This window comes from Janthinobacterium aestuarii (genome assembly GCF_046113285.1).
Classification (GTDB): Bacteria; Pseudomonadota; Gammaproteobacteria; order Burkholderiales; family Burkholderiaceae_D; genus Janthinobacterium.
Map to the genome: position 1 here is coordinate 5,781,721 of NZ_CP142524.1, position 26,863 is coordinate 5,808,583.

Consider the following 26,863-nt stretch of genomic DNA (forward strand, 5'->3'; position numbering starts at 1 on the left):
CCTTACACCAGTTTTTCCGGGCCGTTCATGACGCTTCTGTCATTAAAGCTTGCCGTAAGAATGTAATCCAGAAAGGAACATGTTGACGCCCAGGAAGGCAAACGTCGTCACCAGCAAGCCCACCAGCGCCCACCACGAGGCGACGCGGCCGCGCAAGCCCGTCATCAATCGCATGTGCAGCCAGGCTGCATAGTTGAGCCAGACAATCAGCGCCCACGTTTCCTTCGGGTCCCACGACCAGTAGCCGCCCCACGCTTCGGCCGCCCACAGGGCGCCCAGGATGGTCGCTACCGTGAAGAAAGCGAAGCCGACGGAAATGGCCTTGTACATGACGTCGTCGAGCACTTCCAGCGACGGCAGGCGGTCGACCAGGTAGCCGCTCGACTTGAGCAGGTAGGCCGCCGCCACCATGGCCGACAGGGCAAACGTGCCGTAGCCGATGAAGTTGGCCGGTACGTGGATCTTCATCCACCAGCTTTGCAAGGCCGGCACCAGCGGCTGGATTTCCGCCGCGTCGCGCGTGACCGTGTACCACATCAGGAACACGACGGCCGCCGAAATGACGAGCATGACGAAGGCGCCCAGCTGGCGCGTCGCATAATGCTGCTCGTAATACAGGTAGAACATGGCCGTGATCAGGGAAAACAGGATGAACACTTCATACAGGTTCGACACGGGAATGTGGCCCACGTCGGCGCCGATCAGGTAAGACTCGTACCAGCGCACCAGCATGCCCGTCAGGCCCAGCACCACGCCGGCCCAGCACAGCAGGGAGCCGACGGACGAACCGAATTCCGAACGCGCCACCAGGCCGATCCAGTAGAACAGGGTCGACAGCACGAACAGGGTGCCCATCCACAGGATGGCCGATTGGCTCGACAAGATGTATTTCAGGAAGAATTTCTGGTTCGCCATCTCCAGGTGGCCGCTATACAGTTCGATGGCGAACAGCGACAGCACGGCCGCCAGCGGGATCAGCCAGCGCACGGGCTTCCAGTACCAGCCCAGCCACGCGAACGTGGGTGCCGCGGCCAGCAGGATGGCCTTTTCATAGATATCCATGAAGGCGCCAAAGCGCATCAGGCCGAACAGTGAGGCCGCCAGCAAGCCGGCGCCGTACAGCCAATCGATCAGGCTCAGGCGCTTGAAAAATCCTGCTTCCTGCGTATATATTTGCTTGTTTGCCAATTCCATCATTTTCTCCATTCCCGGCGACGCGCAAGCGTCCCGAAACTCAGCCAATCCAACTCAGCGCAGCTTACGCCGATTGCGGCAGCTTTGCCTTCAAGTTCTCAAATTCTTTTTCAAAATCCAGCGTCTTGCGTTGCGTGCTCATGGCCATCAGGGCCTCGCTGCCGCCCTCGCCATCCTTGATCCACACCCACAGGCGGCGCTCGCGGATATAAAACATGGAAAATACGCCGATCACGAGGAACAGGCAACCGAGGTAGACCACGCTCTTGCCCGGCGAACGCGTCACCTGCAGCACGGAGGCCTTGATTTCCGTAAAGTCGTCAAGCTGCAGGTACACGGGCGCGCCATAGAAGAAGCTGTCGGACAGCGCATTCGTGGCCAGCTGCAGGAAGCGGCCGTGCTTGTCATCGGCCTCGACGGCTTTCAAGCCATCCTGGGCGCGTGCCGCCTGCCACAAGTCCCACAGGCTGCCATTGAGGATTTTCATGAAGATATCGGCCGCTTTTTCTTGCTCGGCGGCAGGGATTTTCTCCAGGAAACGAGAAATGGCGAGGAAACCGCCCTCTTGCCCGTTGCCGGCAAAGATGCCCAGGCTTTTCGCCGCCGATTCCTGCAACTGGCCGCGCAAGGCTTCCGCGTTCGCCTGCGGCATGGCGCGCGCCGCATAGCGGGCGGCGGCCTGCTGACGCAGCGCTGGATCTTGCAGCGCGGCACGCAAACGCATCCACTCATTCACGCTGACATTGTCGTCGGCGGGAATGCGCAGATAGCTGAACGGGTCGCTGGGGTTGACGCGCATGCCGGCCAGAAACACCGTCGTGCCATCGACCGTGACCGGCTGCATATAGTTCTGGTACTCGCGCGCCTGTCCCGTCTTGTCGCGCAATTTGTATTGCACCGACGGCCCCACGTTCTTGAGATCCTTGTTGTTGGCGTTCTTCGCGGCCGACCCGAGGCGCTTATCGAGGCCGACGGCAAATTTATCATTGAAACTTTCCGCCTTGTTGACGGCGCGCACGTCCTGGCCCGCGCTGAGGTTTTCCACGTTAAACGGACGGAAACCCGACCATTCCACCGTGTAGGAATTGCCGTCGCTGCGCTCGAGCGGCGTGCTGCCGCCCACTTCGCCGCCGATATCGAAGCGTTTCGTCGTCTTGCCCGTCATGGGAAAACCCGTCAACTTGAGCTTGCTGCCGCCATCCTCAAAGCTGGACTGGTACAGGGCCAGGCCTTTGTACAGCAGCGGCTGGTTGACCTTGATGGTTGCAGGAAAACTTTCTCCCGTTGCATGGTCGGTGATGACGACATCGCTGGCGAACAGCTTGGGCATGCCCGTGCTGTAGAAATCGATGTGGAATTTCTTCAGCAGGATGGTGATGGGCAGATCCTGAATCAGCACGCCATCGGCCTGCGGAATGATGGCCGTGTTGCTCGACGAGCCTTCCGGAATCATGGTATTGCCGCGGAAAGTAGGGTTCGACAGGCTCAAGCGGTGCTGGGCGGGAATGTCGGCGATCACGCCGCTGCCGGAAAACGGCGTCTTGCCAAAGAACCATTGCTGTACGCGGATCGGCATTTCCGAATCGAGCAAGCCGCCCACGCAAATGATGACGATGGCGCCATGGGCAAAGATATAGCCCCATTTATTCGCCGCGCCCCGCTTGGCCGCCACCAGGGTGGCGTTGTCCTTCTCGACCACCTTGGCCCCGTAGCCGGCGTCTTTCAGGCGCATCACCATCTGCTGCGCCAGCACGGCGCGCGGCAGCGGCGCCTGCCATTCCAGCTTGTGGTGGAAATTGCGCAGCGATTGCTCGCGCACGGTTTCGCGCCAGCTGCGCATGTCCTTGAGCATCTTCGGCGCATTGCGCACGATGCACAGCGAGGTCGAGGCGACCAGAAAACCCATGATGACGAGGAACCACCAGGCCGAATACACGGAATACAGGCTCAGCTTGTCGAAGACGGCAAACCAGAACGGACCAAACTGGTTGACATAATTGGGCATGGGCTCGTTTTGCTTGAGCACGGTGCCGATGATGGAGGCGACGGCGATCAAGGTCAGCAAGCTGATGGCAAAGCGCATCGACGAGACCAGCTCGACGAATTCAGCCAGGCTGCGGCGTTGGGTCTTTAACTCGATTCCGGTCGTGCCAGTGCTCATACGTGGATACTCATACGGGATATGCAATCTTCAAGGAAATGTAGGCATGGAGCAGAGTGTTTCTCCGCGCAAGGCGGCAGCATACTCCTGTTTGGCCCCTGCCATGAAAAAGGGCAGCCTGTGGAAACGGCCGCCCTTGTTCACGCGCGCTGCTGCGCCTGGCAATCTCTTGCCACTATGAAAACTTACTTCAGGCCGGCGATATAGTCGGCCACGGCGGCGATTTCGTCATCCGACATGCGGGCGGCGATGGTGTGCATTTGCGCGCTGTTCTTGCGGGCATCGGCCTTGGTGCTGCGGAACATCGTCAGCTGGGCCACCGTGTAATCCTGGTGCTGGCCGGCGATGCGCGGATACTGGACGGGAATGCCATTGCCCGTCGCACCATGACAGCTGGCGCAGGCGGCAACTTGCTTGGAAGCAATGCCACCACGGTAGATTTTCTTGCCCAGGTCGATAGTATCCTTGTTTTTCGCGGCACCCGGCTTGGACAGCTGCGCGCCCAGGTAGGCGGCGATATTCTTCTTGTCGGCGTCGCTGAGCATCTTCGCGTACGTCGTCATGACGGGCTGGTTGCGTTCCGGCGTGGTGAAGTCGACCAGTTGCTTGTAGATATAGCTTTCGTGCTGGCCGGCCAGCTTCGGATTGACCGTGATGGTCGAATTGCCGGCCGCGCCATGGCAGGAGACGCAGGCAGGCAAGCCGCGCGCCGCATCGCCATCGGCGTACAGGGTAGCGCCCTTGGCAGCGTCGGCCTTGACGGCCGGTTTTGGTGCTTCGACCGCAGAGGCAGTTGCCGATACAGCCAGCAAAGCGAGCAGCATGGATTTGAACAACGGTGAAAACGCACGATTCATTCAGGCACCCTGAGACAGTGAGAAATTAGTGGTGGACATTGCCGCGCCCTGTGGATTTTTGCTTTATTTTCAGGGCCGCAAGCCGCATCGCTGCTACGCCGGCAACAATAAACAACCCCTTATTGTACAATAGCTTCTTGGCGTTATCGCTCCCTTATCGCTCCCTTTTGTTGCTTTACTACTCCCATGTCAAAACTCTGGCAAGCCCGCTTCTTTACGACCGTCAACCAATTGCGTGACCTGCCCGATACCACGGTGCCGGAAATCGCCTTTGCCGGCCGCTCCAATGCCGGTAAATCGACCGCCATCAACATCTTGTGTAATCAGAAAGGCTTGGCGTTCGCCTCCAAGACACCTGGCCGTACCCAGCACATCAACTACTTCTCCATCGGCGGCGCCCACGTGGCGCAGCACCGCAAGGATGCCACCATCGTCGAAGAGATCGAATGCCTGCTGGTCGACTTGCCGGGCTACGGCTACGCGGAAGTATCGGGCTCGGCGAAATTGCACTGGCAGCGCCTGCTGGGCGACTACGTGCAGCGCCGCGAACAATTGGCCGGTTTGATCCTGATCATGGATTCGCGCCGCCCGTTCACCGACCTGGACATCCAGATGCTGGAATGGTTCGCCCCGACGGGTAAACCGATTCACTGCATCCTGACGAAAGTCGATAAGCTGAACCGCAATGAATCCGTGAATGCCTTGCGCCAGGCGAAAGCCAAGCTCGACAGCTATGTGGACGAAGACGGCGTCGGCTTCCCGTTCACCGTGCAACTGTTCTCGGCCCTGAAAAGAGTCGGCATCGACGAAGCCAACGACAAGATCATGGAACTGGCCGGCATCAGCGAAGACGGCGCGGCCCAGATGGTCGACCTGATCGACATGGAAGACGACGTCGAGCCGGAATCCGACAAGCCGGCTTGATCGACATCAACGCTGCGTAAAAAAAGGCTGCCCGTTCACACGGTGCAGCCTTTTTTATTGCGCGGGCGCCGGGCGCCTAGCGCCGTCCCGGCCCCGGCCGCTTCTCGGAAAAGAATTCCTGGCGCAGGAAGGCAGTCAACTCGGCCGTGTCTTCCACGCGGGCGCTGAGGTTGACGTTACGCCCCAGGCGCCTCGATTCCCAGACGAAATCGCCGGGCTTTTCGGCACGGATCAGCTGGATCATCTTCTTGATGATGGCCGTTTCGATATCGGGCTCATTGCCCAATTCCACTTTTTCCTGCTTCAGCCAGTTGCGCTTGAAGTTGCCGTTCCAGCCCTTGAACTTGACTTCGGCACTGAACGAGGTCTGGTTGACGATGGAAAACACGCCGCCCGAATCCTCACGGTCGCTGCCGGAATTGCGTCCCTGCGCGCCGGCGATATTCGCCTTGGCAACACGCATGGCACGGTCGTTTTCGCTTTCTTCGGCCGGCGGCGCGGGGTTCTGCGCCTCGCGCTGCTTGCGGCGCTGCTCGATCATCGAACTCATGTCTTCAGCGGGCGGCGGCGGCAACGGCACTTTCGACACCAGCGGCGGCGTGTAGGTTTCCAGTTTCGGTTTATCGCGCGGCACGTCTTTTGTGACCACGCGCTTGCTCGGGGCCGGCGGCGGTTTCACCTTGGCCACTTTCGTGTCCTTCGGCTTGGGTGTGGGCTTGGGCTGCGGCTTCGGTTGCGGCTTGTCCTTCAGCGGCGCGATGTAGACCATCGCGCTTTCCTTCTTCGGCGGCGGAATCTTTTCGATGGTGTCGCTGCGCAACAGAACATAGGCCGCCAGCAGCACGTGCAGCAAGACCGACACGCCGAGCGCAACCTTGCGCGTGGTGCTGGTCTTGGACCCGTAGGCCGGAGGTGGCTGGATCACTTGCCCGCAGGTGGGGCAAACATCGGAATCGGCAGCCAACAAATGGGTCGTGTCATGCAAAATGAATCGTGCTTTCTGTGTAGCGAAGAAATAACATTACAGGGCAGCCATAGTGCCAGAGTCCCTTGCTTTTGGGAACACTTCCTCGGCCTTTCCAACCCGAAGCGTACAGGATAGCGACATTCCTTGCAGCGCTGACCAGAGTACCCGAGCCATCCCTTGACGGTTGTTACCGTATGTATCACTGCCCATACAAAACCGGCGCCCCATTCACGCAGAAATGGGGCGCCGGTCACGGGTCATCAGTCACGCATGCGCTCAAGCCTTGTTGTCGAGCGCCACCAGTTGCTCGTCCGTCATCGGCCCCGTGCCGCTGTACTTGTCCAGGAATAAATAGATGACGGGGGTGATGAACAGGGTAATCACTTGTGAAAACAACAAGCCACCGACCACGGCCAGCCCAAGCGGCTGGCGCAGCTCGGCGCCGGCGCCCAGGCCCAGAGCGATCGGCAAGGCGCCCATCAGGGCCGCCGCCGTCGTCATCATGATGGGACGAAAACGCAGGATGCAGGCCTGGCGGATGGCCTCTGCCGGCGCCAGCCCTTCGTTGCGCTGCGCATGCAGGGCGAAGTCGATCATCATGATGGCGTTTTTCTTGACGATACCGATCAGCATCAAAATGCCGATGATGGCGATCATGGTCAGGTCCATGCCGAACAGGCGCAAGGTCAACAGCGCGCCCACGGCCGCCGACGGCAAGCCGGCCAGGATGGTGAGCGGGTGGATATAGCTTTCATACAGCACGCCGAGCAGCACATAGATCACGCCCAGCGCGGCAATGATGAGGATGATCTGACTCGATTGCGAGCTCTGGAACACGGCCGCGTCGCCGCCGTAGCGCGTGATGATGGAGGCCGGCAAGCTCATGTCCTTGGCCATTGCGTCGATCTTGCCCGTGGCGATCCCCAGCGGCACGTCCGGCGCCAGGTTGAAGGCGATGGTGACGGCTTGCAGCTGCCCCTGGTGGTTGACGGAGGTGGGGCCGATCGTGCGTTCCACGTAGGCAATGCTCGACAATTTCACCAGTTCGCCCGACTTGCTGCGCACGGACACGCGCGTGAGCGCATCGTCATACTGGCGGTCCGCCGTGGCCGCTTCCAGGATCACGTAATAGCTGGCCGCCGACGAATAGATGGTCGACACTTGCCGCTCGCCAAAGGCGCTGTACAGTGCCGTGCGGATATCGGACATCTGCACGCCCAGCAGGTTGGCCTTGTCGCGGTCGATCCGGAGCGATGCCTGCAAGCCCTTGATCTGCGAATCGCTGGTGACGTCGCGGAAGGCGGGATCGGTGCGCATGCCTGCAATGAACTTTTCCGCCCAGTCATTCAGGGCGTCGGGACTGACGCTTTGCAAGGTGTACTGGTAGCGGCTCTTGCTCTGGCGCCCGCCCAGCTGCAAGTTTTGCACGGGCCGGAAATACACGGCCATGCCGGGCACGGTGCCCGCCGCGCGGCGCAGGTTTTCCAGCACCACGGGCATTTTCGGGCGCTCGCTGCGCGGTTTCAAGACCATGAACATGCGGCCCGTGTTGCCGCCGCCGACGAACGACGTCACGTCCTGCACGCTTGGGTCCGCCTTGAGCACGGCCGCCACGCGGGCTTGCAAGTCCTGCAATGCCGCGGACGAAATATCTTCCGACGCTTCCGTATTCACCTGGATCTGGCCCAGGTCTTCTTCGGGGAAGAAACCTTTGGGAATGGTCGCGTACAGCAGCACCGTCAGCGCAAAGGTGCACACGGCAACGAACAGCACCACATTGCGGTGCGCCAGAGCCTTGTCGAGCAGATGCACATAGCCGTTGCGCAATTTCGTGAAACCGGCTTCGAAATGGCGGCCGATAAAGGTTTTCTCGCCATGACTGGGGTCGCTGTCATTGTGCTCGCGCGAGTCGGCCGGCAGGAAGCGGCTGGCCAGCATCGGCACCAGGGTCAGCGACACGACGGCGGACACCAGCACGGCCAGCGAGACGACGACGGCGAACTCGTGGAACAGCAAGCCGATCACGCCCGGCATGAAGAAAATGGGGATGAACACGGCCACCAGCGAGACGGAAATCGAGATGATGGTAAAGCCCATCTCTTTCGCCCCTTCCAGGGCCGCGCGTATCGGTTTCTTGCCCATCTCGATATGGCGCACGATGTTTTCCAGCACCACGATGGCATCGTCGACGACGAGACCCACGGCCAGGGTAATGCCCAGCAGGGACACGTTGTCGAGGCTGTAGCCGAGCCAGTACAGCAGGGCCAGCGCACCGAGCAGCGAGATCGGCATGGTGACGGCCGGAATGAAGGTCGCGGCCGCGCGGTGCAGGAACAAAAAGATCACCAGCACCACCAGCACCACCGTCAGCGCCAGGGTCAGATTGACGTCGTGGATGGCTTCGCGGATCGACAGCGAACGGTCGTTGACCAGGCTGATTTGTATCGACTGCGGCAATTGCTCCTTGAAGCCCGGCAGCAAACGGCGCACGCCGTCGACCACTTGCACGGTGTTGGCGTCCGGCTGGCGCTGCACCATCAGGCTGATCGAGCGCTCGCCGTTGAAACTGCCGACGGACTTGATCGATTGAAAGCTGTCTTCCACCTCGGCCACGTCTTTCAGGCGCACGGGCTGGCCGTTGCGGCTGGCGATGATCAGTTCGGCAAAATCAGCCGCCTTCATCATTTGTGGATTACCCTGGATAGTCAGGGTCTGGCTCGGACCGTCAAGGATGCCCAGCGGGGAATTCGTGTTCGAGGTGCGCAAAGCAACAGCCAGCTCGTCCATCGTCAGGTTGCGCGCATTCATCAGGTCGGCACGGGCGCGCACGCGCACGGCGAAGCGTTTCTGGCCATTGACGATGACCTGGGCGACGCCAGGCAGGGTCGACAGGCTGGGCGCGATCAGGTTTTCCGCATAATCATTGAGATCCGACAAGTTCAGCGAGGGCGACGTCATCTGGATGAACAGCACCGGCGCATCGGCCGGATTGACCTTGCGGTAAGACGGCAAATCCGTCATTTCCGTCGGCAACTGTCGCTGTGCGCGCAGCAGGGCCGCCTGCACGTCGACGGCCGCCTCGTTGACATTGATGCTGGCGTCAAATTCCAGGGTCAGCGAGGTATTGCCCAGCGTGCTCGTGGACGTGATCAGACTGAGGCCGGAAATGGTGGAAAACTGTTTTTCCAGCGGCAAAGCCACCGACGAGGCCATGGTTTCCGGGCTGGCGCCGGCCAGGTCGGCGCTGACGTTGATGACGGGCGTGTTGTAGCTCGGCAAGGCCGCCACGGGAATTTGCAGATAGGCCAGCACGCCGGCCAGGATGATGGAGAGGGACAGCAACACCACCATTACGGGGCGGCGGATGCTCAGTTCGGACAGGTTCATGCTGGCTTGCCCTGCGCTGCGGCGGCGCCGTCGGCAGCCTTGTGTTTTTCCGCCAGGCGCACCTTGCTACCCGGGCGCAAGTTCTGCTTGCCGTCGACGATGACTTTTTCATCGCCCGCCAGGCCGGTGACGACGGCGCTCGGTCCGAATGCATACACGCGGGTAATCTTGCGCATCTTGGCCGTGTTGTCCGCCTCCATCGAGTACACGAAGGTGCCGGCGGTACTCGTGATGATGGCGTTTTGCGGGATCACCAGCGCATCCTTGAGCGTGCGCACGGTCAGCTGCGTATTCACGTACTGGCCAGGCCACAGGTCGGTGCCGCCATTGTTGAAGCGCGCCTTGACCTTGATGACGCCCGTAGCGGGGTCGACGGCATTGTCGATAAAGTTCAGTTTGCCATCGAGCTGCTTGCCGCCCGCGTCCGACAACAGGGCCGTGACGGGTACCTCGCCCGCCTTTTGCGCCGCCAGCAAGCCCGACAGGCTGCTTTCCGGCAAGGTGAAGACCACGTCGATCGGGTCGAGCTGGGTGATGCTGGTGAGCGACGTGGTCGGCTGCACCAGGCTGCCCGCGTAGACATTGATGGCGCCCACGCGGCCCGCCTGCGGCGCGCGCAGGACGGTGTAGCTGGAGTCGACCTGGGCGGCGCGCAAGGCGGCCTGGTCGGCGGCCAGCAAGGCGCGTGCCGCGTCGAGCTGGCTTTGCAGCGTGTCCACGGCGCCCTGGGCGATGAAATTCTTGCTCAACAAATCCTGGTTGCGCTTGAGCTGGCGTTCGAGATCGGCTACCGAGGCGCGGTCGCGCAAGACCTGCGCCTGCGCCTTGTCGACGTTCGCATGCTCGCTGCGCGCGTCCAGCGTAAACATCAGCTCGCCCTGCTTGACGAACTGGCCTTCGCGGATGTGCACCTTGGTAATCGTGCTGGTCGTCTGCGGATGCAAATCGACGCTGCTGATCGGCGTCACGCTGCCATTGGCTTGCAGCAGCATCGGCACATCCTGGCGCACGGGCGCGACCACGCTCACCGTCGTCGGCGCCTGCCCGCCCTTGCCCCCTTTGCCATCCTGCCCACCGGCCGCTTTGCCTGGCTGATGATTGAAATACCAGATGCCGCCACCGATACACAGGGCCGCACCCACGAGGATTGCCAGACTAGTCTTTTTCATTGTTCTGTCATGCTGTCGCAGCGCGGGGCTGCAGGTTGAATGTAGGTGCCAGGGAGCCTAAAGCACAATATTGTCGCACGGAAATGATCACTTTCCTGCGTAATACTCTGGCACGATGAGGGTGACTTCCAGTCCACCGTCGACGTGATTGGCCAGCAAAACCGTGGCGCCGTGCTGCTCGGCGATATTGCGCGCGATGGTCAGGCCCAAGCCCGTACCGCCCGATTCGCGCGAACGCGAGGTCTCGATGCGGTAAAACGGTTCGAACACCTTGGCCAGCTGATCTGGCGCAATCCCCGGCCCGCCATCGCGGATGCGGATGCGTGCCGCACCGGCGATGCGCTCGACGGTCACCTGCGCGTACTGGCCATATTTGACGGCATTGTCGATCAGGTTCACCAGGCAGCGCCGCATGGCGATCGGGCGCGCCATCAAGGCCATGCCGGCCTGCCCGGCCAGGGTCACATTCTGGCCCGCATCGGCCGCGTCGGAGCAGACGCTATCCAACAGCGAATCGAGATCGAGCGCCTGCATCGCTTCCGTGCTATCCATCGAACGGGCCAGGTCCAGCCCCTCCTTGACCATGCTCTGCATGGCCGACAGGTCGCCCACCAGGCGGTCATACAATTCCGTATCGGCCACTTTTTCCAGGCGCAGGCGCAAGCGAGTCAGCGGCGTCTGCAAGTCGTGCGTGATGGCAGCGAGCATCTGTGTACGCTGGGAAATATGCTGACGGATACGCGCCTGCATGGCATTGAAGGCGGCGCTGGCCTGGCGGATCTCGCTGGCGCCCGACAGGGTCAGCGGCGGATGGTTGATGTCGTTACCGAGGTCTTTTGCCGCCTGCGCCAGTTGCTTGAGCGGGCGCATGGTCATGCGCGTGACCAGGTAGGCGAGGATGGCGATGCTGATCAGGAAAGGCAGCAGAGTCATCCAGTCGTTATGTTCATTGAACGGCGGCTGCTGGCGCGGCGGCAAGACCATCAGGCGCAACACGTGGCCATCCTGCATGCGCACGTCGAGGTTTTCGCAGGTACCGCCCCATGGCTTGGCGGAAAACATGCCCGGCGACTGGCGCGGCTTGACACAGGCTTCCGGGCGTTCGGCCAGCGCGCTGACCTTGAAGCCTTCGCCCAATTTGGCTTGCAGGGCGGAGGAAAATTCCGTCGGCTTGCCCGGCACATGCTCGACGTCGGGACGCAATTCCAGGCGTACGCTGCCCTTGTTGGCCACCTTCAGGTACGCGGCGCGCGAGGCCAGCGGCACCACGTCGGCCGCCATCACCAGCTGCTCGGCCCGCTCGACGGCGTGGTAGTCGCGGTATTGCTCGATGGCGCGCTGGCGTTCGCCCACGGCCAGCCACTGCGTCAGCGCGGCCGAAGCGACGATGCCGATCAGCAAAAACATAAAGACACGGCCCGTCATCGATCCCAGGAAGGCCTTCACGCGTGCGGCTCCACATTGACCTGGCCGGCCAGCACGTAGCCGCCGTTGCGCACGGTCTTGATGATTTGCGGCAAGCGGGCATCTTCACCGAGCTTTTGCCGCAGGCGGCTGATCTGGATATCGATCGAGCGGTCGAACGGGTCCGCGTCGCGGCCCTGCGTCAGGTTCAGCAGCTGGTCGCGGTTGAGCACGCGGTTCGGGTGCTCGAGGAACACGCGCAGCAAGCGAAATTCCGCGCCCGACAGCATGATTACCAGGCCGCTGGGATTGAGCAGGTGGCGCGCCGTCAAGTCGAGGGTCCAGCCGGAAAAGCGGATTTGCTGCGCCTTGTCCGACGGTACGTTCGACGGCATGGCATGGCTGCGGCGCAAGACACTGCGTATGCGCGCCAGCAATTCGCGCGGCTCGAACGGTTTCGGCAAGTAATCGTCGGCGCCCATCTCCAGGCCCAGGATACGGTCCAGCGGCTCATTGCGCGCCGTCAACATGATCACCGGCACCGTCGATTGGGCGCGCAGCTTGCGGCACAGGGTCAGGCCGTCGTCGCCGGGCAGGTTCAAGTCGAGCACGATCAGATCGGGCCGCGTTTCATCGAGGATTTTCCACATGGCCGTGCCATCCGCCGCGCCCAGGGTGCGGTAGGCGTTCGTTTCCAGGTAGTCCGCCAGCAAGCTGCGGATATCGCGGTCGTCGTCGACGATGAGAATTGTAGAAGTGGGTTCCATGGTACGAATTATCCCCACTTCCCCCACCCTTGCACAACGCATTTGTATCGTCTTGTATATAGAAGACCCGAAGAAACATATAGATACAAACTGTCTGGCAGCGGACACTTCGGGGAAACATGGGGCGTCCAACATGGATTCATGTGCAGCAACATGTACATCCCTCACTTTTACAAAGGAATCCAGATGAACGCCTCAATGACAACCTTGCGCAAGAATTTGATCATCGCCATGAGCGTACTCGGCATGGGTGCGGCATCGCTGACCGTCCACGCCCAGGAAGCGGCCGCCAGCGCGCCTGCGGCCAGCACCAAGATGCAACATGAAGGCCAGCGCGGCCAGCACCGCGATGGCAACCCGGCCGAGCGCATGGCCAAGTACCAGGGCCGCCTGCATGACAAGCTGAAGCTGACGGCCGCCCAGGAACCGGCCTGGGCCACGTTCACGGCCGCCAATGCGCCGAAAAAACCGATGGGCGACTGGAAAGCCAGGCACGAAGCGATGGCCAAGCTGTCGGCGCCGGAACGCATGGAACAATGGATCGCCATGTCGAAGGAACGCATTGCAGACCAGGAAAGCCGCCTGGCTGCACTGAAGACTTTCTACGCCGTGCTGACGCCGGAGCAAAAGAAAGTGTTTGATGACAGCGTGCCGGCCGGCCGGCACGGCGGCCATCGCGGTGGCCACCATGGCATGCAGCAGCATCCGAAAGCAGGGTAAATCGTAGGTCGGATTAGCGGCAACGCCGCGTCATCCGACAACATGGTTGACGTATGCGGTGGCGTCGGGTTACGCCCTGACGGGCTAACCCGAGCTACCCGACCTGCCCCTCCTACTGCTCGAGCTTGCGCAACGAAGTCAGGAAGGTGGCAGCGTTCTGGAAGCCGATCACGCGCGACTGGGCGATTTCCTGCCCCTGCGGGTTGAACATGATGATGCCCGGCGGGCCGAACAGCTGAAAACGTTTCAGCATGGCCTTGTCGTCCGCGTCATTGGCCGTCACGTCCACCTGCAGCAGCACGGCTTGCCCCATCTTCGCGCGCACGGCGGGGTCGACGAAGGTCAGCTTTTCCATCTCGATGCACGACACGCACCAGTCCGCATAAAAGTCCAGCAAGGCCGGCTTGCCACCCAGCTGCGCCAGCGCCGCATCGAGCTGCGCCACGGTCTTTACCCGTGTAAACGGTTGTGCGTGCACCTGGCCACCGCCGAGGTGTGCCAGCGGCGCCAGCGGATCGCGGCCACCGCTGGCCACGCCGACCAGCTGCATCGCGCCCAGCACGGCAAATACGAGGCCGAAGGCCTTGGCCACCCAGGCGTGTTGCGCGCCGCTCTTGCCCACCAGCAGATACATGCCGTAGCCGACGAACAAGACCGTCCAGCCCAGCATTTGCACGGCACCCGGCAGCACGGGCGAGACCAGCCACCAGGCCACGCCCAGCTGCAGCACGCCAAAGAAGCGTTTGACGGCATCCATCCACGCGCCAGCGCGCGGCAGCAAGGTGCCGGCCGACACACCCACCAGCAGCAGCGGCACGCTCATGCCCACGGCCATGGCAAACAGGGCGCTGCCGCCGATGACGACGTCGCGCGTCTGGCTGATGTACAGCAAGGCGCCGGCCAGCGGCGCGGCCACGCAGGGCCCCACGATCAGCGCGGAAATGGCGCCCATGACGAACACGCCCGCCAGGCGGCCCGACGATTGCTGGTTCGATACGCTCGTCAGCTTGCCTTGCAGGAAAGCCGGCACTTGCAGCTCATAAAAACCGAACATCGACAAGGCCAGGCCCGCCATCAGCAAGGCAAAGAAGCCCAGCACCCACGGGTTTTGCAGTTGCGCCGCCAGGCCTTCGCCCGCCAGGCCAGCCGCCACGCCCAGCGCCGTGTAGACGATGGCCATGCCCAGCGCGTAGGTCAGCGACAGCAGCAAGCCGCGTGAGCGGCTGACCTTGGCGCCATCGCCGATGATGATCGACGACAAAATCGGCACCATCGGCAGCACGCACGGCGTAAACGCCAGCCCCAGGCCCAGCAGCATGAACAGGGGCACGATGACGAGCAGCTTGCCGCCCTTCAGGGCCGCCTCGATCTTGCCCATCTCGCTTTGCGCGGGTGCGGCGCTTGCCGCCACGGGCGCCGCCGCTACCGGCTCGGACGTGCTGGTGATATCGGCCTGGGGAATGCTCAGCACGGACACACCGGGCGACGCCTGCGCCTGCGGACCGTTGATGGCAGCCGTATCGACTGCGGGCGCGGCGGGCAAGGCGAATTTCGACGGCAGGCCCGCGCCGGGCGCCACACTCTGGCCGCCGCCCCCGCCCACCAGCTGGGCTGTCGCATCCTGCGGCGCATAGCACAGGCCCTTGTCGGAGCAGCCCTGGCCCGTCGCCTTCAGGGTGAACGCCCCGGCCGCCTCAACGGGAATGGTGATGGTCAGGGTCTTGCGGAAGGTTTCCACATTCTTCTGGAAGGTATCGTCAAACTTGACCTTGCCAGCCGGATACACGGGCGTGCCCAGCTTGGCGCCCACGGCCTCGAACTTGAATCGCTCGTGGTACATATAGTAGCCGTCGGCGATCACGTAGGTGACGGCGATGGTGGACGGATCCTGCATGCGGGCGGAAAACTTGAACGCCAGTTCCGGATCGAGGAACTCATCGTCGGCGCGGGCATGACTGGCGCCGAAGACGGCCATGGCCAGCAGCAAACAGGCGGCAAGCCAGATCAGCAATTGATGTAATGGAGCGGCGCGCGCGGAGGCGCTGGAGGGGAAACGGGACATGAACTACCTTTTCGACCATTCGACAGAGGACGCGCGGAGCAGGCAGCGCTTGTGCCGGGCCGGCGCGAAAGAAGAATAGTACACCGCTGAAAGGATAGCTGCAGCAGAAAACAAAAAAGCCAGGCTAGGCCTGGCTTTCTCAGATGCAATTACTGGGATTACTCGCCAGCAACTTCAACTGCTTCGGTCGTATCTGGACGATCCATCAGTTCAACGAACGCCATAGGAGCGTTATCGCCGACGCGGAAACCCATTTTCAGGATACGCACATAACCACCGTTACGGTTGGCGAAACGTGGGCCCAGTTCAGCGAACAGTTTGACGACCATTTCACGGTCGCGCAGGCGGTTGAAGGCCAGACGCTTGTTTGCCAGGGAGTCGGTTTTGCCCAGGGTCAGAATTGGCTCGACAACGCGGCGCAGTTCTTTTGCTTTTGGCAGGGTGGTTTTGATCGCTTCGTGACGCAGCAGCGATACTGTCATGTTGCGCAGCATTGCCAGACGGTGGGACGAGGTACGATTCAGTTTACGGAGGCCGTGACCGTGACGCATGATAAATCCTTTCGGTGAGTGTTTAAATTCCAGCTCTTCGATCAATGAGGCAGAAGCTTCATCGCGGGCCGGTTTGGTACTACAAAATAAAAGCCTGGGACACCTGTCCCAGGCAGTTTGCTACAACTACGAATTACTTTTCCAGGCCGGCAGGCGGCCAGTTTTCCAGCTTCATGCCCAAGGTCAAGCCGCGCGATGCCAGCACTTCCTTGATTTCGTTCAGGGACTTGCGGCCCAGATTTGGCGTTTTCAGCAGTTCGTTTTCCGAACGTTGGATCAGGTCGCCGATGTAGTAGATGTTTTCCGCTTTCAGGCAGTTCGCCGAACGCACGGTCAACTCCAGGTCGTCGACTGGACGCAACAGGATAGGATCGACCAGCGGAGCGCGCGATGGCGCTTCGGCGGCAGCTTCCGTGCCTTCCAGGGCAGCGAACACATTCAACTGGTCCACCAGGACGCGGGCCGACTGGCGGATCGCTTCTTCCGGCGAGATCACGCCGTTGGTTTCGATGTTGATGATCAGCTTGTCCAGGTCGGTACGCTGTTCAACGCGGGCCGATTCAACGAAGTACGATACGCGGCGCACTGGCGAGAACGATGCATCGAGAATGATGCGGCCGATGGTCTTGTTCGTGTCTTCCGACAGGCGACGCACGTTACCAGGAACGTAGCCGCGGCCTTTTTCAACCTTGATCTGCATGTCCAGCTTGCCACCAGCGGTCAGGTGGGCGATCACGTGGTCAGGGTTGATCAGTTCGACGTCATGCGGCAGGTCGATGTCGGAGGCCAGGATCGCGCCTTCGCCTTCTTTTTTCAGGGTCAGGGTTACCGAATCGCGGTTGTGGACTTTGAAAACCACACCCTTCAAGTTCAGCAACAGATCGACGACGTCTTCCTGCACGCCATCGAGGGAGGAATATTCGTGGACGACGCCAGCGATCGTCACTTCGGTCGGCGCGTAGCCTACCATCGACGACAGCAGAACGCGGCGCAACGCGTTACCCAATGTGTGGCCATAGCCGCGCTCGAACGGTTCCATCACGACCTTGGCGTGACCTGCACCGAGAGCTTCAACATCGATAATACGTGGCTTCAACAAACTGTTTTGCATGAAATGTCCTTTTCAATACCCTCGGCTCATTACACCGATAAGGCTGATGGCATTAGTGAAACGCCCACTTTACAAAAGCAAAGTGGGCGGAGATCTTGCTACTGACTACTATTAACGCGAGTACAGCTCGACGATCAGCGATTCGTTGACGTCGTTAGCGATTTCGTTACGCTCTGGCAGGGACTTGAAGGTACCTTCCATTTTCTTGGCATCAACCGAAACCCAGCTAGGCATACCAACTTGTTCAGCCAGCGACAGTGCTTCAACGATACGCACTTGCTTTTTCGATTTTTCACGAACAGCAACGATGTCGCCAACTTTGACTGCGTACGAAGCGATGTTCACAACGATACCGTTCACGGTGAACGCCTTGTGGCTGACCAATTGACGCGCTTCAGCGCGGGTCGAGCCAAAGCCCATGCGGTAGCAAACGTTGTCCAGACGCGTTTCCAGCAACTTCAACAGCGTTTCGCCGGTGTTGCCTTTACGACGGTCTGCTTCAGCGAAGTAGCGGCGGAATTGACGTTCCAGCACGCCGTACATGCGCTTGACTTTTTGCTTTTCGCGCAGTTGGTTACCGTAGTCCGAGGTGCGGGCGCCGGATTTGACACCGTGCTGGCCTGGCTTGACGTCCAGTTTGCACTTGCTGTCCAGCGAGCGGCGGGCGCTCTTGAGGAACAGGTCTGTACCTTCACGGCGGGAAAGTTTTGCTTTAGGTCCGATATAACGTGCCACGATACTTCCTTTTTTTTAAATGATAACGCCCCAGCCACATGCATGATCAAACACACTGATGCGGTTAGGCGCTAGTCTGATTTGGTTTCAATCAGACGGTGGCTGAAAACGAAAAACCCGTCAAACAGAATTTGACAGGCAAGAACAGCCGGGCAGTATAACCGTTTCCGGCTCCCTGCTCCAGCGTTTTCACACAACTGTACTGAGTTACAACAGACAGCAAAGCAGCTGGCGCCGAAGCGCCCTCTGCAACACTATCTTAGATACGACGACGTTTCGGTGGACGGCAACCGTTGTGCGGTACCGGCGTCACGTCCTGGATCTCGGTGATCTTGATGCCCAGGTTGTTCAGCGCGCGAACGGCGGATTCACGACCAGGACCTGGGCCCTTGATACGTACTTCCAGGTTCTTGACGCCACACTCAACAGCCACTTTACCAGCGGCTTCCGCGGCGACCTGCGCTGCGAACGGGGTCGATTTACGCGAACCCTTGAAGCCTGCACCGCCGGAGGTAGCCCACGACAAGGCATTGCCTTGACGATCGGTGATGGTAATGATGGTGTTATTGAACGATGCGTGGACATGTGCGATGCCTTCAGCGACGTTCTTTTTAACTTTTTTACGCACGCGTGCTGATGCGGCGTTATTTTGCGACTTAGCCATAATTATTCCCTAGCGGATTATTTTTTCAGCGATTGAGCGGCTTTACGCGGTCCCTTGCGGGTACGTGCGTTCGTACGCGTACGCTGGCCACGGCAAGGCAGACCCTTACGATGACGCATGCCGCGGTAGCAACCCAGATCCATCAAACGCTTGATGTTCATGGACAGTTCACGACGCAGATCGCCTTCGACGATGAATTTACCTACTTCATCGCGCAGCTTTTCCAGTTCGCTGTCATCCAGATCTTTGATCTTTTTGTTGGTTGCTACACCGGTCGATGCACAGATTTTCTCTGCGCGTGGACGGCCCACACCGTAGATGGCCGTCAGGCCGATAACGGTATGCTGATGATTTGGGATATTAACCCCTGCAATACGTGCCATTTGTTATTCCTCGATTAACCTTGACGCTGCTTGTGACGTGGTTCCACGCAGATTACGCGGACTACGCCTTTGCGCTTGATGATCTTGCAGTTGCGGCAGATCCGCTTGACTGATGCGAGAACTTTCATTTTGGGGCTCTTTCTTTCGCTTCTTTGGTTTGATTCAGTGTGTTACTTGGTACGGAACACAATGCGGGCTCGGCTCAGGTCGTACGGCGTTAACTCCACCGTCACCTTGTCTCCAGGGAGAATGCGAATATAGTTCATCCGCATTTTACCTGAAATATGCCCGAGCACCACGTGTCCGTTCTCCAGCTTCACTCGAAATGTTGCATTTGGGAGATTCTCAAGAATCTCGCCCTGCATCTGTATGACGTCGTCTTTTGCCATTCGGTATGTTTACCGCGCTTAACGCGTCGGAATTCCGCCCTTGAAATTTGCTTTGCGCAGCAGTGAATCATATTGCTGCGACATCACGTAGTTCTGTACTTGCGCCATGAAATCCATGGTGACAACTACAATAATCAATAAAGAAGTACCGCCGAAATAGAATGGTACTTTCCACTGGGCTTGCATAAATTCCGGCAATAAACACACCAGGGTGATGTAGACTGCGCCGGCAAGTGTCAAGCGTGTCAGGATCTTGTCGATGTAACGGGCTGTCTGCTCGCCTGGACGGATCCCGGGAATGAACGCACCGCTTTTCTTCAAGTTATCCGCTGTTTCCTTGCTGTTAAATACCAGCGCTGTATAGAAGAAACAGAAAAACACGATCGCCACTGCGTACAACAGCGCATGGATAGGCTCACCAGGCCCCATCGATGCTGCCAAATCTTTCAAGAACCGCACCGCAGGGTTAGCGTTGTCGGCGCCCTTTGAAAACCAGTCCACGATAGTGGCCGGGAACAAGATGATCGAAGAAGCAAAGATCGGCGGGATCACGCCGGCCATGTTCAGCTTCAACGGCAAATGGCTGGTTTGACCGCCATAAATCTTGTTGCCTACCTGGCGCTTCGCGTAATTGACCAATATTTTGCGCTGACCACGTTCAACGAATACAACGAAGTACGTTACCAGTGCTACCAGAATCACGATGAAAATCGCGCTGAAGCTGCCGATCGAACCATTCGACACCTGAGTGAACAAGCCACCCAACGCCGACGGCAGACCTGCTGCAATCCCGGCAAAAATGATGATCGAGATGCCATTCCCCAAGCCACGCTCGGTAATTTGCTCACCCAACCACATCAAAAACATTGTTCCGGTCAACAAAGTGACGACCGTCACGAAGCGGAATGCAAGACCAGGTTCCAACACCAGACCAGCTTGCGACTCCAGTGCGACTGCAATGCCTAACGCTTGGAACAGTGCCAGGGCAACCGTGAAATACCGGGTGTACTGGGTGATCTTGCGACGACCTGCTTCGCCTTCTTTTTTCAACGCTTCCATCTGCGGTGACACGATCGACAGCAATTGCATGATGATCGAGGCCGAGATATAAGGCATGATACCCAGCGCAAACACTGTAAAACGAGACAAGGCACCGCCCGAGAACATGTTGAACATGCCCAGGACGCCGCCTTCGTGCTCCTTGAACAGCGAGGCTAATTGTGTCGGGTCAATCCCGGGAACCGGGACGTGAGCACCGATACGATAAACCACCAATGCGCCAAGCAAAAACCAGAGCCGTCCCCAAGGGAAACCGGCCGCTGCACTTTTAGCAAGTTGTGGATTAGTCGCCAATTTTCGCTCCGATCAAGCTGTTAGCGGTCAACTCAGGCTACCGAGCCGCCGGCTGCTTCGATGGCGGCTTTCGCGCCAGCGGACACTTTCAAGCCCTTCAAATTCACCGCTTTGGTGATTTCGCCGGACAAGATCACGCGCACGTCACGGGCCAACACGCCCAGAACGCCAGCTTGCTTCAAGACCAGAATGTCGACATCGCCAACAGCCAGGTTGTTCAGATCGGACAGGCGCACTTCAGCTTTGAAGGTTGCGTGCATCGATTTGAAACCGCGCTTAGGCAGACGGCGTTGCAGAGGCATCTGACCGCCTTCGAAACCGACTTTATGAAAGCCGCCCGAACGCGATTTCTGACCTTTGTGACCACGACCCGAGGTTTTACCCAGGCCGGAGCCGATACCGCGACCGACGCGACGCTTGTAGTGCTTAGCGCCTTCGGCTGGTGCAATAGTATTCAATTCCATGATTTGCTCCGTTCGTGTAAGCCCGAAGGCTTACCCGACAACTTTAACGAGATACGATACTTTATTGATCATGCCGCGTACGGATGGGGTGTCTTGCAATTCGGAAACCGAATTTACACGACGCAGACCCAGACCGCGCACGGTAGCGCGATGCGATTCGCGCGTACCGATCAAGCCCTTGACCAATTGCACTTTGACTGTGTTTGTCATTTTGTCCACCTTAAGCCAGAATGTCTTCGACCGACTTGCCGCGTTTGGCAGCGATATCGGAAGCAGTGCTCATTTTCGACAGGCCGTCCAGCGTAGCGCGTACCAGGTTGTATGGGTTGTTCGAACCGGTGGATTTCGCCACCACGTCCGTCACGCCCATCACTTCGAAGATAGCGCGCATTGCGCCACCAGCGATAACGCCAGTACCAGGCTTAGCTGGGTTCATCAGGACCTTGGAGGCGCCGTGACGACCAACAACCGTGTGATGCAAGGTGCCGTTTTTGAGCGGTACTTTGATCAGGTTGCGACGGGCTTCTTCCATTGCCTTCTGCACGCCAACTGGCACTTCTTTCGATTTGCCCTTGCCCATGCCGACGCGGCCATCGCCATCACCAACTACGGTCAGCGCGGCGAAACCCATGATACGACCACCCTTGACCACTTTGGTCACGCGGTTGATCGCGATCATTTTTTCGCGCATGCCATCATCCGGCTTGTCGCTTTGCATTTTTGCTTGCATTTTTGCCATGATTGATCCTTAGAACTTCAGACCGGCTTCGCGTGCGGCTTCTGCCAACGCTTTCACACGGCCGTGGTAACGGAAACCGGAGCGGTCAAACGCAACTTCGGTAATCCCTGCTTTCAACGCTTTTTCAGCGACGCGCTTGCCGATCAAGGCTGCAGCAGCGGCATTGCCGCCTTTGCCGGATTGGCCTGCCAGTTCAGCGCGAACTTCCGCTTCAGCCGTCGAGGCCGAAACCAGGACTTTAGCGTCCGGGCTGATCAGGTTGGCGTAAATGTGCAGGTTGGTGCGGTGCACCGACAAGCGATTTACTTTCAATTCCGCAATCTTGATGCGGGTTTGGCGTCCGCGGCGAAGCCGTGATTCTTTCTTATCCATCGTCAGCCCCTAATTACTTCTTCTTGGTTTCTTTAAGCTTAACCACTTCGTCCGCATAGCGAACGCCCTTGCCCTTGTAAGGCTCAGGGGAGCGGTAAGCACGAACTTCAGCGGCTACCTGGCCAACCTGTTGACGGTCGATACCTTTAATCAGGATCTCGGTCGGGGTTGGTGTTGCGCAGGTAACGCCGGCTGGCATGTCATGCACTACAGGGTGCGAGAAACCCAGGGACAGATTCAACTTGTCGCCTTGAGCTTGCGCCTTGTAACCCACGCCTACCAGGTTCAGCTTTTTCTCGAAACCCTTGGTGACGCCAACAACCATGTTGTTGACCAGTGCGCGCAGCGTGCCGGACATGGCATTGGCTTCGCGGCTGTCGTTCGCCACGTCGAAACTCAGGGTTCCTGCATTGTTTTCCACTTTGACCTGGCCGGTGAGGGCCTGGGAAAGTACGCCCAGCGGGCCTTTTACGGTGATCGCTTGTGCGGAGATGGCGACTTCGGCGCCAGCTGGCACTACGATAGGCATTTTAGCTACTCGAGACATGTGTAACTCCTTAAGCCACGTAGCAAATAACTTCGCCGCCGACACCGGTAGCGCGTGCTTTGCGGTCAGTCATGACGCCTTGCGGAGTCGACACGATCGCCACACCCAAGCCATTCATCACAACAGGGATCTCGTCTTTACCCTTGTAGACGCGCAGACCCGGACGGGACACGCGCTCCAAGCGCTCAATGACGGGACGGCCAACATAATACTTCAAACCGATTTTCAGTTCCGCTTTGCCACCAGCTTCGGCAACAGCGAAATCTTCAATGTAACCCTCGTCCTTCAGGACGCTGGCAATCGCAATTTTGACTTTCGACGATGGCATGGCCACGGTCGTCTTTTGCACGCCTTGTGCATTGCGAATGCGGGTCAGCATATCGGCGATAGGATCGCTCATACTCATTGCATATTCTCCTATTACCAGCTTGCTTTTGTCATACCCGGAATTTCACCACGCATGGCGAATTCACGGAGCTTGATACGACCCAGACCGAATTTACGGAATGTGCCGCGCGGACGACCAGTGATGGCGCAACGGTTACGTTGACGCGTCGGGTTCGAGTTACGTGGCAGCGCCTGCAATTTCAGGCGAGCTTCGTAGCGCTCTTCTTCCGATTTCGATTGGTCATCGACGATGGCCTTGAGAGCTTCGCGCTTAGGGGCGAATTTCGCCACCAGGTCAGCACGCTTGATCTCACGATTAATCAGTGACAGTTTGGCCATGATCAGTTCCTGAAAGGGAATTTAAAGGCGGCGAGCAAAGCTTTGGCTTCGTCATCGGTCTTAGCGGTTGTCGTGATGCTGATATTCATACCGCGCAACGCGTCAATCTTGTCGTATTCGATTTCAGGGAAAATGATCTGTTCCTTGACACCGATGTTGTAGTTGCCACGACCATCAAATGCACGGCCGTTCACACCACGGAAATCGCGTACGCGCGGCAGGGCCACGGTAATGAAGCGATCCAGGAACTCGTACATGCGAGCGCCGCGCAGGGTGACCATCGTACCGATCGGGTAACCTTCACGGATTTTGAAGCCTGCGATCGCTTTGCGGGACTTGGTGGTCACTGGCTTCTGGCCGGCGATCTTGGTCAAGTCAGCAACTGCGTGCTCGAGAACTTTTTTATCCGCGATAGCCTCACCAACACCCATGTTCAGGGTGATCTTGGTCAGGCGTGGAACTTCCATTACCGACTTGTAACCAAACTTGCTGGTCAGGTCGGCAACGACTTTTTCTTTATAGAATTCTTGGAGACGTGCCATGATTTCTTAAGCCTTCACTACTTCGCCGGAGGATTTAAAGATGCGAACTTTCTTGCCGTCCACTTCTTTGAAACCCACGCGATCTGCCTTGCCAGTCGCTGCATTAAACAATGCAACGTTGGACACGTGAATTGGCATGGTCTTATCGACGATACCACCAGTTACGCCAGTCATCGGGTTTGGCTTAGTCGCTTTTTTAGCGATGTTAATGCCGTCAACCACGATATGTTCAGCATCGATACGCTGCTGTACCACACCACGTTTGCCCTTGTCTTTCCCGGTCAGAACGATGACTTCGTCGTTTTTACGAATCTTATCCATTACGACTCCTTACAGGACTTCCGGTGCCAGGGACACGATTTTCATGAACTTCTCAGTGCGCAGTTCGCGCGTGACAGGTCCAAAAATACGGGTACCGATCGGTTCCAGCTTGGCGTTCAACAGAACGGCGGCGTTGCCGTCGAACTTCACCAGGGAACCGTCTTGGCGGCGAACACCTTTAGCGGTGCGCACAACCACGGCGTTATAAATTTCACCTTTTTTGACACGGCCACGTGGCGCAGCAACCTTAACGGTTACCTTGATCACATCGCCAATGCCAGCATAACGGCGCTTGGAGCCGCCCAATACCTTGATGCACATTACTTCTTTGGCACCGGTATTGTCAGCCACTTCGAGCCGGCTTTCAGTTTGAATCATAGTATTCTCTTTCCCAACTTAAGCCGAAGAATCCACACAATGTAGACCCACGGTCAGTCTTGGTCCCGCCAGAGCCGCCCTGCTGGGCTTCACTGTTTGGGTGCATGACCTTCATACATCAACTGACCGCGAATGCTACTGTCTGTGGCCAGACACTTTGCGGCGTTACATGAACGAAGCCCGCAAGTATTACATACAATTTGCGGGCCTGCAAGTACTAATTAAAAGCCACCGCCGAAACGGTGGTTTTTATTTAAACGGTTGGTGCGGCTTGAACCACACGTGTCACCGTCCATGCCTTCGTTTTGGAGATCGGGCGACCTTCCTGGATCTCGACCGTGTCACCGGCCTTGACTTGGTTGGTCTCGTCATGCGCGTGATACTTGTTCGAGCGCATGATGATCTTGCCATACAAAGGATGTTTTACGTGGCGCTCGATCAGAACGGTAACGGTCTTGTCCATCTTGTCCGAAACCACTTTACCGATCAGCGTGCGCTTGAGCGACTGTTTCACTGGTTCGTTCATTTGGCTTCCTTCAGATTCATTACCGTCTTCACACGCGCGATATCGCGGCGTACCTTCTTGAGCTGCGAAGTGTTGCTCAGCTGCTGCGTAGCGATTTGCATGCGCAGGCCGAACTGTGCCTTCAACAGGTCATTCAGCTCTTTTTGCAGAGCTGGCTGGTCCTTGCCGCGGAGTTCAGATGCTTTCATATACAACTCCAATTATTGGCCGACTTGGCGGATGACAAACGTCGTCGCCAGTGGCAGTTTAGCGGCGGCAAGACGGAATGCTTCCCGTGCCAGCGCTTCATCAACGCCATCCATTTCGTACAGTACTTTGCCTGGCTGAATTTCAGCGACGTAGTACTCAGGATTACCTTTACCGTTACCCATACGGACTTCAGCCGGTTTGTTCGAAATCGGTTTGTCCGGGAAAATACGGATCCAGATACGGCCACCGCGCTTGATGTGACGCGTCATTGCACGACGCGCCGCTTCAATTTGACGCGCAGTGATACGACCGCGCGCAACTGCCTTCAGACCGAATTCGCCAAACGACACGGCGGTGCCGCGGCTGTGCGAAATACCGGTGTTACGGCCTTTCTGCTCTTTACGATACTTTCTGCGTGCTGGTTGCAGCATGATTATTCTCCTGCTTTCTCAGCTGGTGCTGCTGCGGCGGCCGGTTTAGCGGCGGTACGCACACGTGCACCTGGTGCTGTGGATGGTTTCGCACCGGCACCGGCTGGACGTGGACGGCCAGCTGGCTTGCCATCGTCACGGCGTGGGCCGCGGCTTTTCTTCTCGTCAGCTGGGGTATCGATGACTGGTGCATCGCCGTTAGGCGCGCGGTCACCTTTGTATACCCACACCTTGACACCGATGATGCCGTAGGTGGTCGACGCTTCGCTGGTACCGTAGTCGATATCGGCGCGCAGGGTATGCAGAGGCACGCGGCCTTCGCGGTACCACTCTTTACGCGCGATTTCGATACCGTTCAGACGGCCGGACGACATGATCTTGATACCGAGAGCACCCAGGCGCATTGCATTTTGCATTGCACGCTTCATGGCGCGGCGGAACATGATCCGTTTTTCCAGCTGCTGAGCGATCGAATCGGCGATCAGTTGCGAGTCGATTTCTGGCTTGCGAATTTCTTCGATGTTCACGTGAACAGGCACGCCCATGATCTTGGTCAGCGCGGACTTCAGTACTTCGATGTCTTCGCCTTTTTTACCAATGACCACGCCTGGACGCGAGCTGTAGATCGTGAAGCGCGCGTTCTTGGCTGGGCGCTCGATAACGATGCGGCCAACGGAAGCGTTCTTCAGTTTCTTTTTCAGGTAAGCACGTGCTTTCAAGTCTTCGTTCAGCATGGCAGCGAAATTACCGTTGCCTGCATACCAGCGCGAAGCCCAGTTACGGGTGACCGCCAGACGGAAACCGGTTGGATGAATTTTCTGACCCATCGT

Annotated in this window: 33 protein-coding genes; 2 read left to right on the top strand and 31 right to left on the bottom strand. The window is 58.6% G+C overall.

Annotation, left to right across the window (positions count from 1 at the left end):
* Nucleotides 1-42: 42 nt before the first annotated feature.
* The 3 genes from ccsB to OX462_RS26025 form a co-directional block, all read right to left on the bottom strand.
* On the bottom strand, nucleotides 43-1,194 hold the full coding sequence (gene ccsB / locus OX462_RS26015) for a c-type cytochrome biogenesis protein CcsB (protein WP_070221695.1): 1,152 nt from the start codon (nucleotides 1,192-1,194) through the stop codon (nucleotides 43-45).
* Nucleotides 1,195-1,258: 64 nt separating this feature from the next.
* Nucleotides 1,259-3,355: a cytochrome c biogenesis protein ResB gene (locus tag OX462_RS26020; RefSeq protein WP_070221696.1), complete on the bottom strand. Its 2,097-nt coding sequence runs from the start codon at nucleotides 3,353-3,355 to the stop codon at nucleotides 1,259-1,261.
* Between the two features lie 185 nt (nucleotides 3,356-3,540).
* On the bottom strand, nucleotides 3,541-4,212 hold the full coding sequence (locus OX462_RS26025) for a c-type cytochrome (protein ID WP_070221697.1): 672 nt from the start codon (nucleotides 4,210-4,212) through the stop codon (nucleotides 3,541-3,543).
* A 186-nt stretch (nucleotides 4,213-4,398) separates the two neighbouring features.
* Between OX462_RS26025 and yihA the strand changes: the two genes are divergently transcribed.
* Complete coding sequence (yihA, locus tag OX462_RS26030; protein WP_070221698.1) at nucleotides 4,399-5,136, top strand: ribosome biogenesis GTP-binding protein YihA/YsxC; 738 nt, start codon at nucleotides 4,399-4,401, stop codon at nucleotides 5,134-5,136.
* Between the two features lie 76 nt (nucleotides 5,137-5,212).
* On the opposite strand, the gene OX462_RS26035 is transcribed toward yihA, so the two are convergent.
* The 5 genes from OX462_RS26035 to OX462_RS26055 form a co-directional block, all read right to left on the bottom strand.
* Nucleotides 5,213-6,061, bottom strand: a complete 849-nt coding sequence (locus OX462_RS26035; RefSeq protein WP_086139055.1) for a hypothetical protein — start codon at nucleotides 6,059-6,061, stop codon at nucleotides 5,213-5,215.
* A 318-nt stretch (nucleotides 6,062-6,379) separates the two neighbouring features.
* Entirely contained in the window at nucleotides 6,380-9,490 is a 3,111-nt protein-coding gene (locus OX462_RS26040; RefSeq protein WP_070292331.1) for an efflux RND transporter permease subunit, read from the bottom strand.
* Nucleotides 9,487-10,659 carry an efflux RND transporter periplasmic adaptor subunit gene (locus OX462_RS26045; RefSeq protein ID WP_409027374.1) on the bottom strand — a complete coding sequence of 391 codons (1,173 nt, stop codon included), beginning with the start codon at nucleotides 10,657-10,659 and terminating at the stop codon, nucleotides 9,487-9,489. Before OX462_RS26045 ends, OX462_RS26040 begins: the two co-directional genes overlap by 4 nt.
* Nucleotides 10,660-10,746: 87 nt before the next feature.
* Nucleotides 10,747-12,105 (bottom strand): ATP-binding protein, encoded by a 1,359-nt coding sequence (locus tag OX462_RS26050; RefSeq protein ID WP_070292329.1) that lies wholly within the window; start codon nucleotides 12,103-12,105, stop codon nucleotides 10,747-10,749.
* A complete protein-coding gene (locus OX462_RS26055; RefSeq protein WP_034753223.1) occupies nucleotides 12,102-12,830 on the bottom strand; it encodes a response regulator in 729 nt (242 codons plus the stop codon). Before OX462_RS26055 ends, OX462_RS26050 begins: the two co-directional genes overlap by 4 nt.
* Before the next feature lie 186 nt (nucleotides 12,831-13,016).
* Here OX462_RS26055 and OX462_RS26060 point away from each other — a divergent pair, with 186 nt between their 5' ends.
* Nucleotides 13,017-13,550 (top strand): Spy/CpxP family protein refolding chaperone, encoded by a 534-nt coding sequence (locus OX462_RS26060; protein WP_175445264.1) that lies wholly within the window; start codon nucleotides 13,017-13,019, stop codon nucleotides 13,548-13,550.
* Nucleotides 13,551-13,662: 112 nt separating this feature from the next.
* On the opposite strand, the gene dsbD is transcribed toward OX462_RS26060, so the two are convergent.
* The 23 genes from dsbD to rpsC form a co-directional block, all read right to left on the bottom strand.
* Complete coding sequence (dsbD, locus tag OX462_RS26065; protein ID WP_083293628.1) at nucleotides 13,663-15,612, bottom strand: protein-disulfide reductase DsbD; 1,950 nt, start codon at nucleotides 15,610-15,612, stop codon at nucleotides 13,663-13,665.
* Between the two features lie 158 nt (nucleotides 15,613-15,770).
* Nucleotides 15,771-16,163, bottom strand: coding sequence for a 50S ribosomal protein L17 (gene rplQ, locus OX462_RS26070; RefSeq protein ID WP_034753219.1), 393 nt, complete (start codon nucleotides 16,161-16,163; stop codon nucleotides 15,771-15,773).
* A gap of 133 nt (nucleotides 16,164-16,296) precedes the next feature.
* Entirely contained in the window at nucleotides 16,297-17,274 is a 978-nt protein-coding gene (locus OX462_RS26075) for a DNA-directed RNA polymerase subunit alpha (RefSeq protein ID WP_008444343.1), read from the bottom strand.
* A 111-nt stretch (nucleotides 17,275-17,385) separates the two neighbouring features.
* Complete coding sequence (gene rpsD / locus OX462_RS26080; RefSeq protein WP_010394478.1) at nucleotides 17,386-18,009, bottom strand: 30S ribosomal protein S4; 624 nt, start codon at nucleotides 18,007-18,009, stop codon at nucleotides 17,386-17,388.
* A 259-nt stretch (nucleotides 18,010-18,268) separates the two neighbouring features.
* On the bottom strand, nucleotides 18,269-18,673 hold the full coding sequence (gene rpsK, locus OX462_RS26085) for a 30S ribosomal protein S11 (protein ID WP_010394475.1): 405 nt from the start codon (nucleotides 18,671-18,673) through the stop codon (nucleotides 18,269-18,271).
* Nucleotides 18,674-18,690: 17 nt separating this feature from the next.
* The gene (rpsM, locus tag OX462_RS26090) at nucleotides 18,691-19,056 is read right to left on the bottom strand and encodes a 30S ribosomal protein S13 (RefSeq protein ID WP_046681666.1); all 366 of its coding nucleotides are present in this window, start codon (nucleotides 19,054-19,056) and stop codon (nucleotides 18,691-18,693) included.
* A 14-nt stretch (nucleotides 19,057-19,070) separates the two neighbouring features.
* Nucleotides 19,071-19,184, bottom strand: coding sequence for a 50S ribosomal protein L36 (rpmJ, locus tag OX462_RS26095; RefSeq protein ID WP_010394471.1), 114 nt, complete (start codon nucleotides 19,182-19,184; stop codon nucleotides 19,071-19,073).
* Nucleotides 19,185-19,226: 42 nt separating this feature from the next.
* Nucleotides 19,227-19,445: a translation initiation factor IF-1 gene (infA, locus tag OX462_RS26100; RefSeq protein ID WP_005663428.1), complete on the bottom strand. Its 219-nt coding sequence runs from the start codon at nucleotides 19,443-19,445 to the stop codon at nucleotides 19,227-19,229.
* Nucleotides 19,446-19,463: 18 nt separating this feature from the next.
* Complete coding sequence (gene secY, locus OX462_RS26105; protein ID WP_010394438.1) at nucleotides 19,464-20,798, bottom strand: preprotein translocase subunit SecY; 1,335 nt, start codon at nucleotides 20,796-20,798, stop codon at nucleotides 19,464-19,466.
* Nucleotides 20,799-20,830: 32 nt separating this feature from the next.
* A complete protein-coding gene (gene rplO, locus OX462_RS26110) occupies nucleotides 20,831-21,262 on the bottom strand; it encodes a 50S ribosomal protein L15 (protein WP_034753211.1) in 432 nt (143 codons plus the stop codon).
* 30 nt (nucleotides 21,263-21,292) lie between these two features.
* A complete protein-coding gene (gene rpmD / locus OX462_RS26115; RefSeq protein WP_010394435.1) occupies nucleotides 21,293-21,472 on the bottom strand; it encodes a 50S ribosomal protein L30 in 180 nt (59 codons plus the stop codon).
* Nucleotides 21,473-21,482: 10 nt separating this feature from the next.
* Entirely contained in the window at nucleotides 21,483-22,001 is a 519-nt protein-coding gene (gene rpsE / locus OX462_RS26120; RefSeq protein WP_010394433.1) for a 30S ribosomal protein S5, read from the bottom strand.
* A gap of 9 nt (nucleotides 22,002-22,010) precedes the next feature.
* On the bottom strand, nucleotides 22,011-22,373 hold the full coding sequence (gene rplR / locus OX462_RS26125; RefSeq protein ID WP_010394431.1) for a 50S ribosomal protein L18: 363 nt from the start codon (nucleotides 22,371-22,373) through the stop codon (nucleotides 22,011-22,013).
* A gap of 13 nt (nucleotides 22,374-22,386) precedes the next feature.
* Complete coding sequence (gene rplF, locus OX462_RS26130) at nucleotides 22,387-22,920, bottom strand: 50S ribosomal protein L6 (RefSeq protein ID WP_065310145.1); 534 nt, start codon at nucleotides 22,918-22,920, stop codon at nucleotides 22,387-22,389.
* A 10-nt stretch (nucleotides 22,921-22,930) separates the two neighbouring features.
* Nucleotides 22,931-23,326 carry a 30S ribosomal protein S8 gene (rpsH, locus tag OX462_RS26135; protein ID WP_034753208.1) on the bottom strand — a complete coding sequence of 132 codons (396 nt, stop codon included), beginning with the start codon at nucleotides 23,324-23,326 and terminating at the stop codon, nucleotides 22,931-22,933.
* A 14-nt stretch (nucleotides 23,327-23,340) separates the two neighbouring features.
* Nucleotides 23,341-23,646, bottom strand: coding sequence for a 30S ribosomal protein S14 (rpsN, locus tag OX462_RS26140; RefSeq protein WP_010394423.1), 306 nt, complete (start codon nucleotides 23,644-23,646; stop codon nucleotides 23,341-23,343).
* A gap of 2 nt (nucleotides 23,647-23,648) precedes the next feature.
* Nucleotides 23,649-24,188, bottom strand: a complete 540-nt coding sequence (gene rplE, locus OX462_RS26145) for a 50S ribosomal protein L5 (RefSeq protein WP_010394421.1) — start codon at nucleotides 24,186-24,188, stop codon at nucleotides 23,649-23,651.
* Nucleotides 24,189-24,194: 6 nt separating this feature from the next.
* Complete coding sequence (rplX, locus tag OX462_RS26150; protein WP_034753204.1) at nucleotides 24,195-24,509, bottom strand: 50S ribosomal protein L24; 315 nt, start codon at nucleotides 24,507-24,509, stop codon at nucleotides 24,195-24,197.
* A 9-nt stretch (nucleotides 24,510-24,518) separates the two neighbouring features.
* Nucleotides 24,519-24,887 carry a 50S ribosomal protein L14 gene (gene rplN, locus OX462_RS26155; protein WP_008444317.1) on the bottom strand — a complete coding sequence of 123 codons (369 nt, stop codon included), beginning with the start codon at nucleotides 24,885-24,887 and terminating at the stop codon, nucleotides 24,519-24,521.
* Nucleotides 24,888-25,140: 253 nt separating this feature from the next.
* Nucleotides 25,141-25,413 (bottom strand): 30S ribosomal protein S17, encoded by a 273-nt coding sequence (gene rpsQ / locus OX462_RS26160; RefSeq protein ID WP_010394415.1) that lies wholly within the window; start codon nucleotides 25,411-25,413, stop codon nucleotides 25,141-25,143.
* Nucleotides 25,410-25,601, bottom strand: a complete 192-nt coding sequence (gene rpmC / locus OX462_RS26165) for a 50S ribosomal protein L29 (protein WP_010394412.1) — start codon at nucleotides 25,599-25,601, stop codon at nucleotides 25,410-25,412. The genes rpsQ and rpmC overlap by 4 nt, the downstream gene beginning before the upstream one ends.
* 12 nt (nucleotides 25,602-25,613) lie before the next feature.
* The gene (gene rplP / locus OX462_RS26170; RefSeq protein WP_034753201.1) at nucleotides 25,614-26,033 is read right to left on the bottom strand and encodes a 50S ribosomal protein L16; all 420 of its coding nucleotides are present in this window, start codon (nucleotides 26,031-26,033) and stop codon (nucleotides 25,614-25,616) included.
* A gap of 2 nt (nucleotides 26,034-26,035) precedes the next feature.
* A complete protein-coding gene (gene rpsC / locus OX462_RS26175; protein ID WP_034753199.1) occupies nucleotides 26,036-26,860 on the bottom strand; it encodes a 30S ribosomal protein S3 in 825 nt (274 codons plus the stop codon).
* Nucleotides 26,861-26,863 lie beyond the last annotated feature (3 nt).

Excerpts from the sequence above, each read along its gene's own strand:
- ccsB (WP_070221695.1), bottom strand. The coding sequence starts at position 1,194 with ATGGAATTGGCAAACAAGCAAATATATACGCAGGAAGCAGGATTTTTC.
- OX462_RS26020 (WP_070221696.1), bottom strand. The coding sequence starts at position 3,355 with ATGAGCACTGGCACGACCGGAATCGAGTTAAAGACCCAACGCCGCAGC.
- OX462_RS26025 (WP_070221697.1), bottom strand. The coding sequence starts at position 4,212 with ATGAATCGTGCGTTTTCACCGTTGTTCAAATCCATGCTGCTCGCTTTG.
- yihA (WP_070221698.1), top strand. The coding sequence starts at position 4,399 with ATGTCAAAACTCTGGCAAGCCCGCTTCTTTACGACCGTCAACCAATTG.
- OX462_RS26040 (WP_070292331.1), bottom strand. The coding sequence starts at position 9,490 with ATGAACCTGTCCGAACTGAGCATCCGCCGCCCCGTAATGGTGGTGTTG.
- OX462_RS26045 (WP_409027374.1), bottom strand. The coding sequence starts at position 10,659 with ATGAAAAAGACTAGTCTGGCAATCCTCGTGGGTGCGGCCCTGTGTATC.
- OX462_RS26055 (WP_034753223.1), bottom strand. The coding sequence starts at position 12,830 with ATGGAACCCACTTCTACAATTCTCATCGTCGACGACGACCGCGATATC.
- OX462_RS26060 (WP_175445264.1), top strand. The coding sequence starts at position 13,017 with ATGAACGCCTCAATGACAACCTTGCGCAAGAATTTGATCATCGCCATG.
- dsbD (WP_083293628.1), bottom strand. The coding sequence starts at position 15,612 with ATGTCCCGTTTCCCCTCCAGCGCCTCCGCGCGCGCCGCTCCATTACAT.
- rplQ (WP_034753219.1), bottom strand. The coding sequence starts at position 16,163 with ATGCGTCACGGTCACGGCCTCCGTAAACTGAATCGTACCTCGTCCCAC.
- OX462_RS26075 (WP_008444343.1), bottom strand. The coding sequence starts at position 17,274 with ATGCAAAACAGTTTGTTGAAGCCACGTATTATCGATGTTGAAGCTCTC.
- rpsK (WP_010394475.1), bottom strand. The coding sequence starts at position 18,673 with ATGGCTAAGTCGCAAAATAACGCCGCATCAGCACGCGTGCGTAAAAAA.
- rpsM (WP_046681666.1), bottom strand. The coding sequence starts at position 19,056 with ATGGCACGTATTGCAGGGGTTAATATCCCAAATCATCAGCATACCGTT.
- rpmJ (WP_010394471.1), bottom strand. The coding sequence starts at position 19,184 with ATGAAAGTTCTCGCATCAGTCAAGCGGATCTGCCGCAACTGCAAGATC.
- infA (WP_005663428.1), bottom strand. The coding sequence starts at position 19,445 with ATGGCAAAAGACGACGTCATACAGATGCAGGGCGAGATTCTTGAGAAT.
- rplO (WP_034753211.1), bottom strand. The coding sequence starts at position 21,262 with ATGGAATTGAATACTATTGCACCAGCCGAAGGCGCTAAGCACTACAAG.
- rpmD (WP_010394435.1), bottom strand. The coding sequence starts at position 21,472 with ATGACAAACACAGTCAAAGTGCAATTGGTCAAGGGCTTGATCGGTACG.
- rpsE (WP_010394433.1), bottom strand. The coding sequence starts at position 22,001 with ATGGCAAAAATGCAAGCAAAAATGCAAAGCGACAAGCCGGATGATGGC.
- rplR (WP_010394431.1), bottom strand. The coding sequence starts at position 22,373 with ATGGATAAGAAAGAATCACGGCTTCGCCGCGGACGCCAAACCCGCATC.
- rplF (WP_065310145.1), bottom strand. The coding sequence starts at position 22,920 with ATGTCTCGAGTAGCTAAAATGCCTATCGTAGTGCCAGCTGGCGCCGAA.
- rpsH (WP_034753208.1), bottom strand. The coding sequence starts at position 23,326 with ATGAGTATGAGCGATCCTATCGCCGATATGCTGACCCGCATTCGCAAT.
- rpsN (WP_010394423.1), bottom strand. The coding sequence starts at position 23,646 with ATGGCCAAACTGTCACTGATTAATCGTGAGATCAAGCGTGCTGACCTG.
- rplE (WP_010394421.1), bottom strand. The coding sequence starts at position 24,188 with ATGGCACGTCTCCAAGAATTCTATAAAGAAAAAGTCGTTGCCGACCTG.
- rplX (WP_034753204.1), bottom strand. The coding sequence starts at position 24,509 with ATGGATAAGATTCGTAAAAACGACGAAGTCATCGTTCTGACCGGGAAA.
- rplN (WP_008444317.1), bottom strand. The coding sequence starts at position 24,887 with ATGATTCAAACTGAAAGCCGGCTCGAAGTGGCTGACAATACCGGTGCC.
- rpsQ (WP_010394415.1), bottom strand. The coding sequence starts at position 25,413 with ATGAACGAACCAGTGAAACAGTCGCTCAAGCGCACGCTGATCGGTAAA.
- rpmC (WP_010394412.1), bottom strand. The coding sequence starts at position 25,601 with ATGAAAGCATCTGAACTCCGCGGCAAGGACCAGCCAGCTCTGCAAAAA.
- rplP (WP_034753201.1), bottom strand. The coding sequence starts at position 26,033 with ATGCTGCAACCAGCACGCAGAAAGTATCGTAAAGAGCAGAAAGGCCGT.
- rpsC (WP_034753199.1), bottom strand. The coding sequence starts at position 26,860 with ATGGGTCAGAAAATTCATCCAACCGGTTTCCGTCTGGCGGTCACCCGT.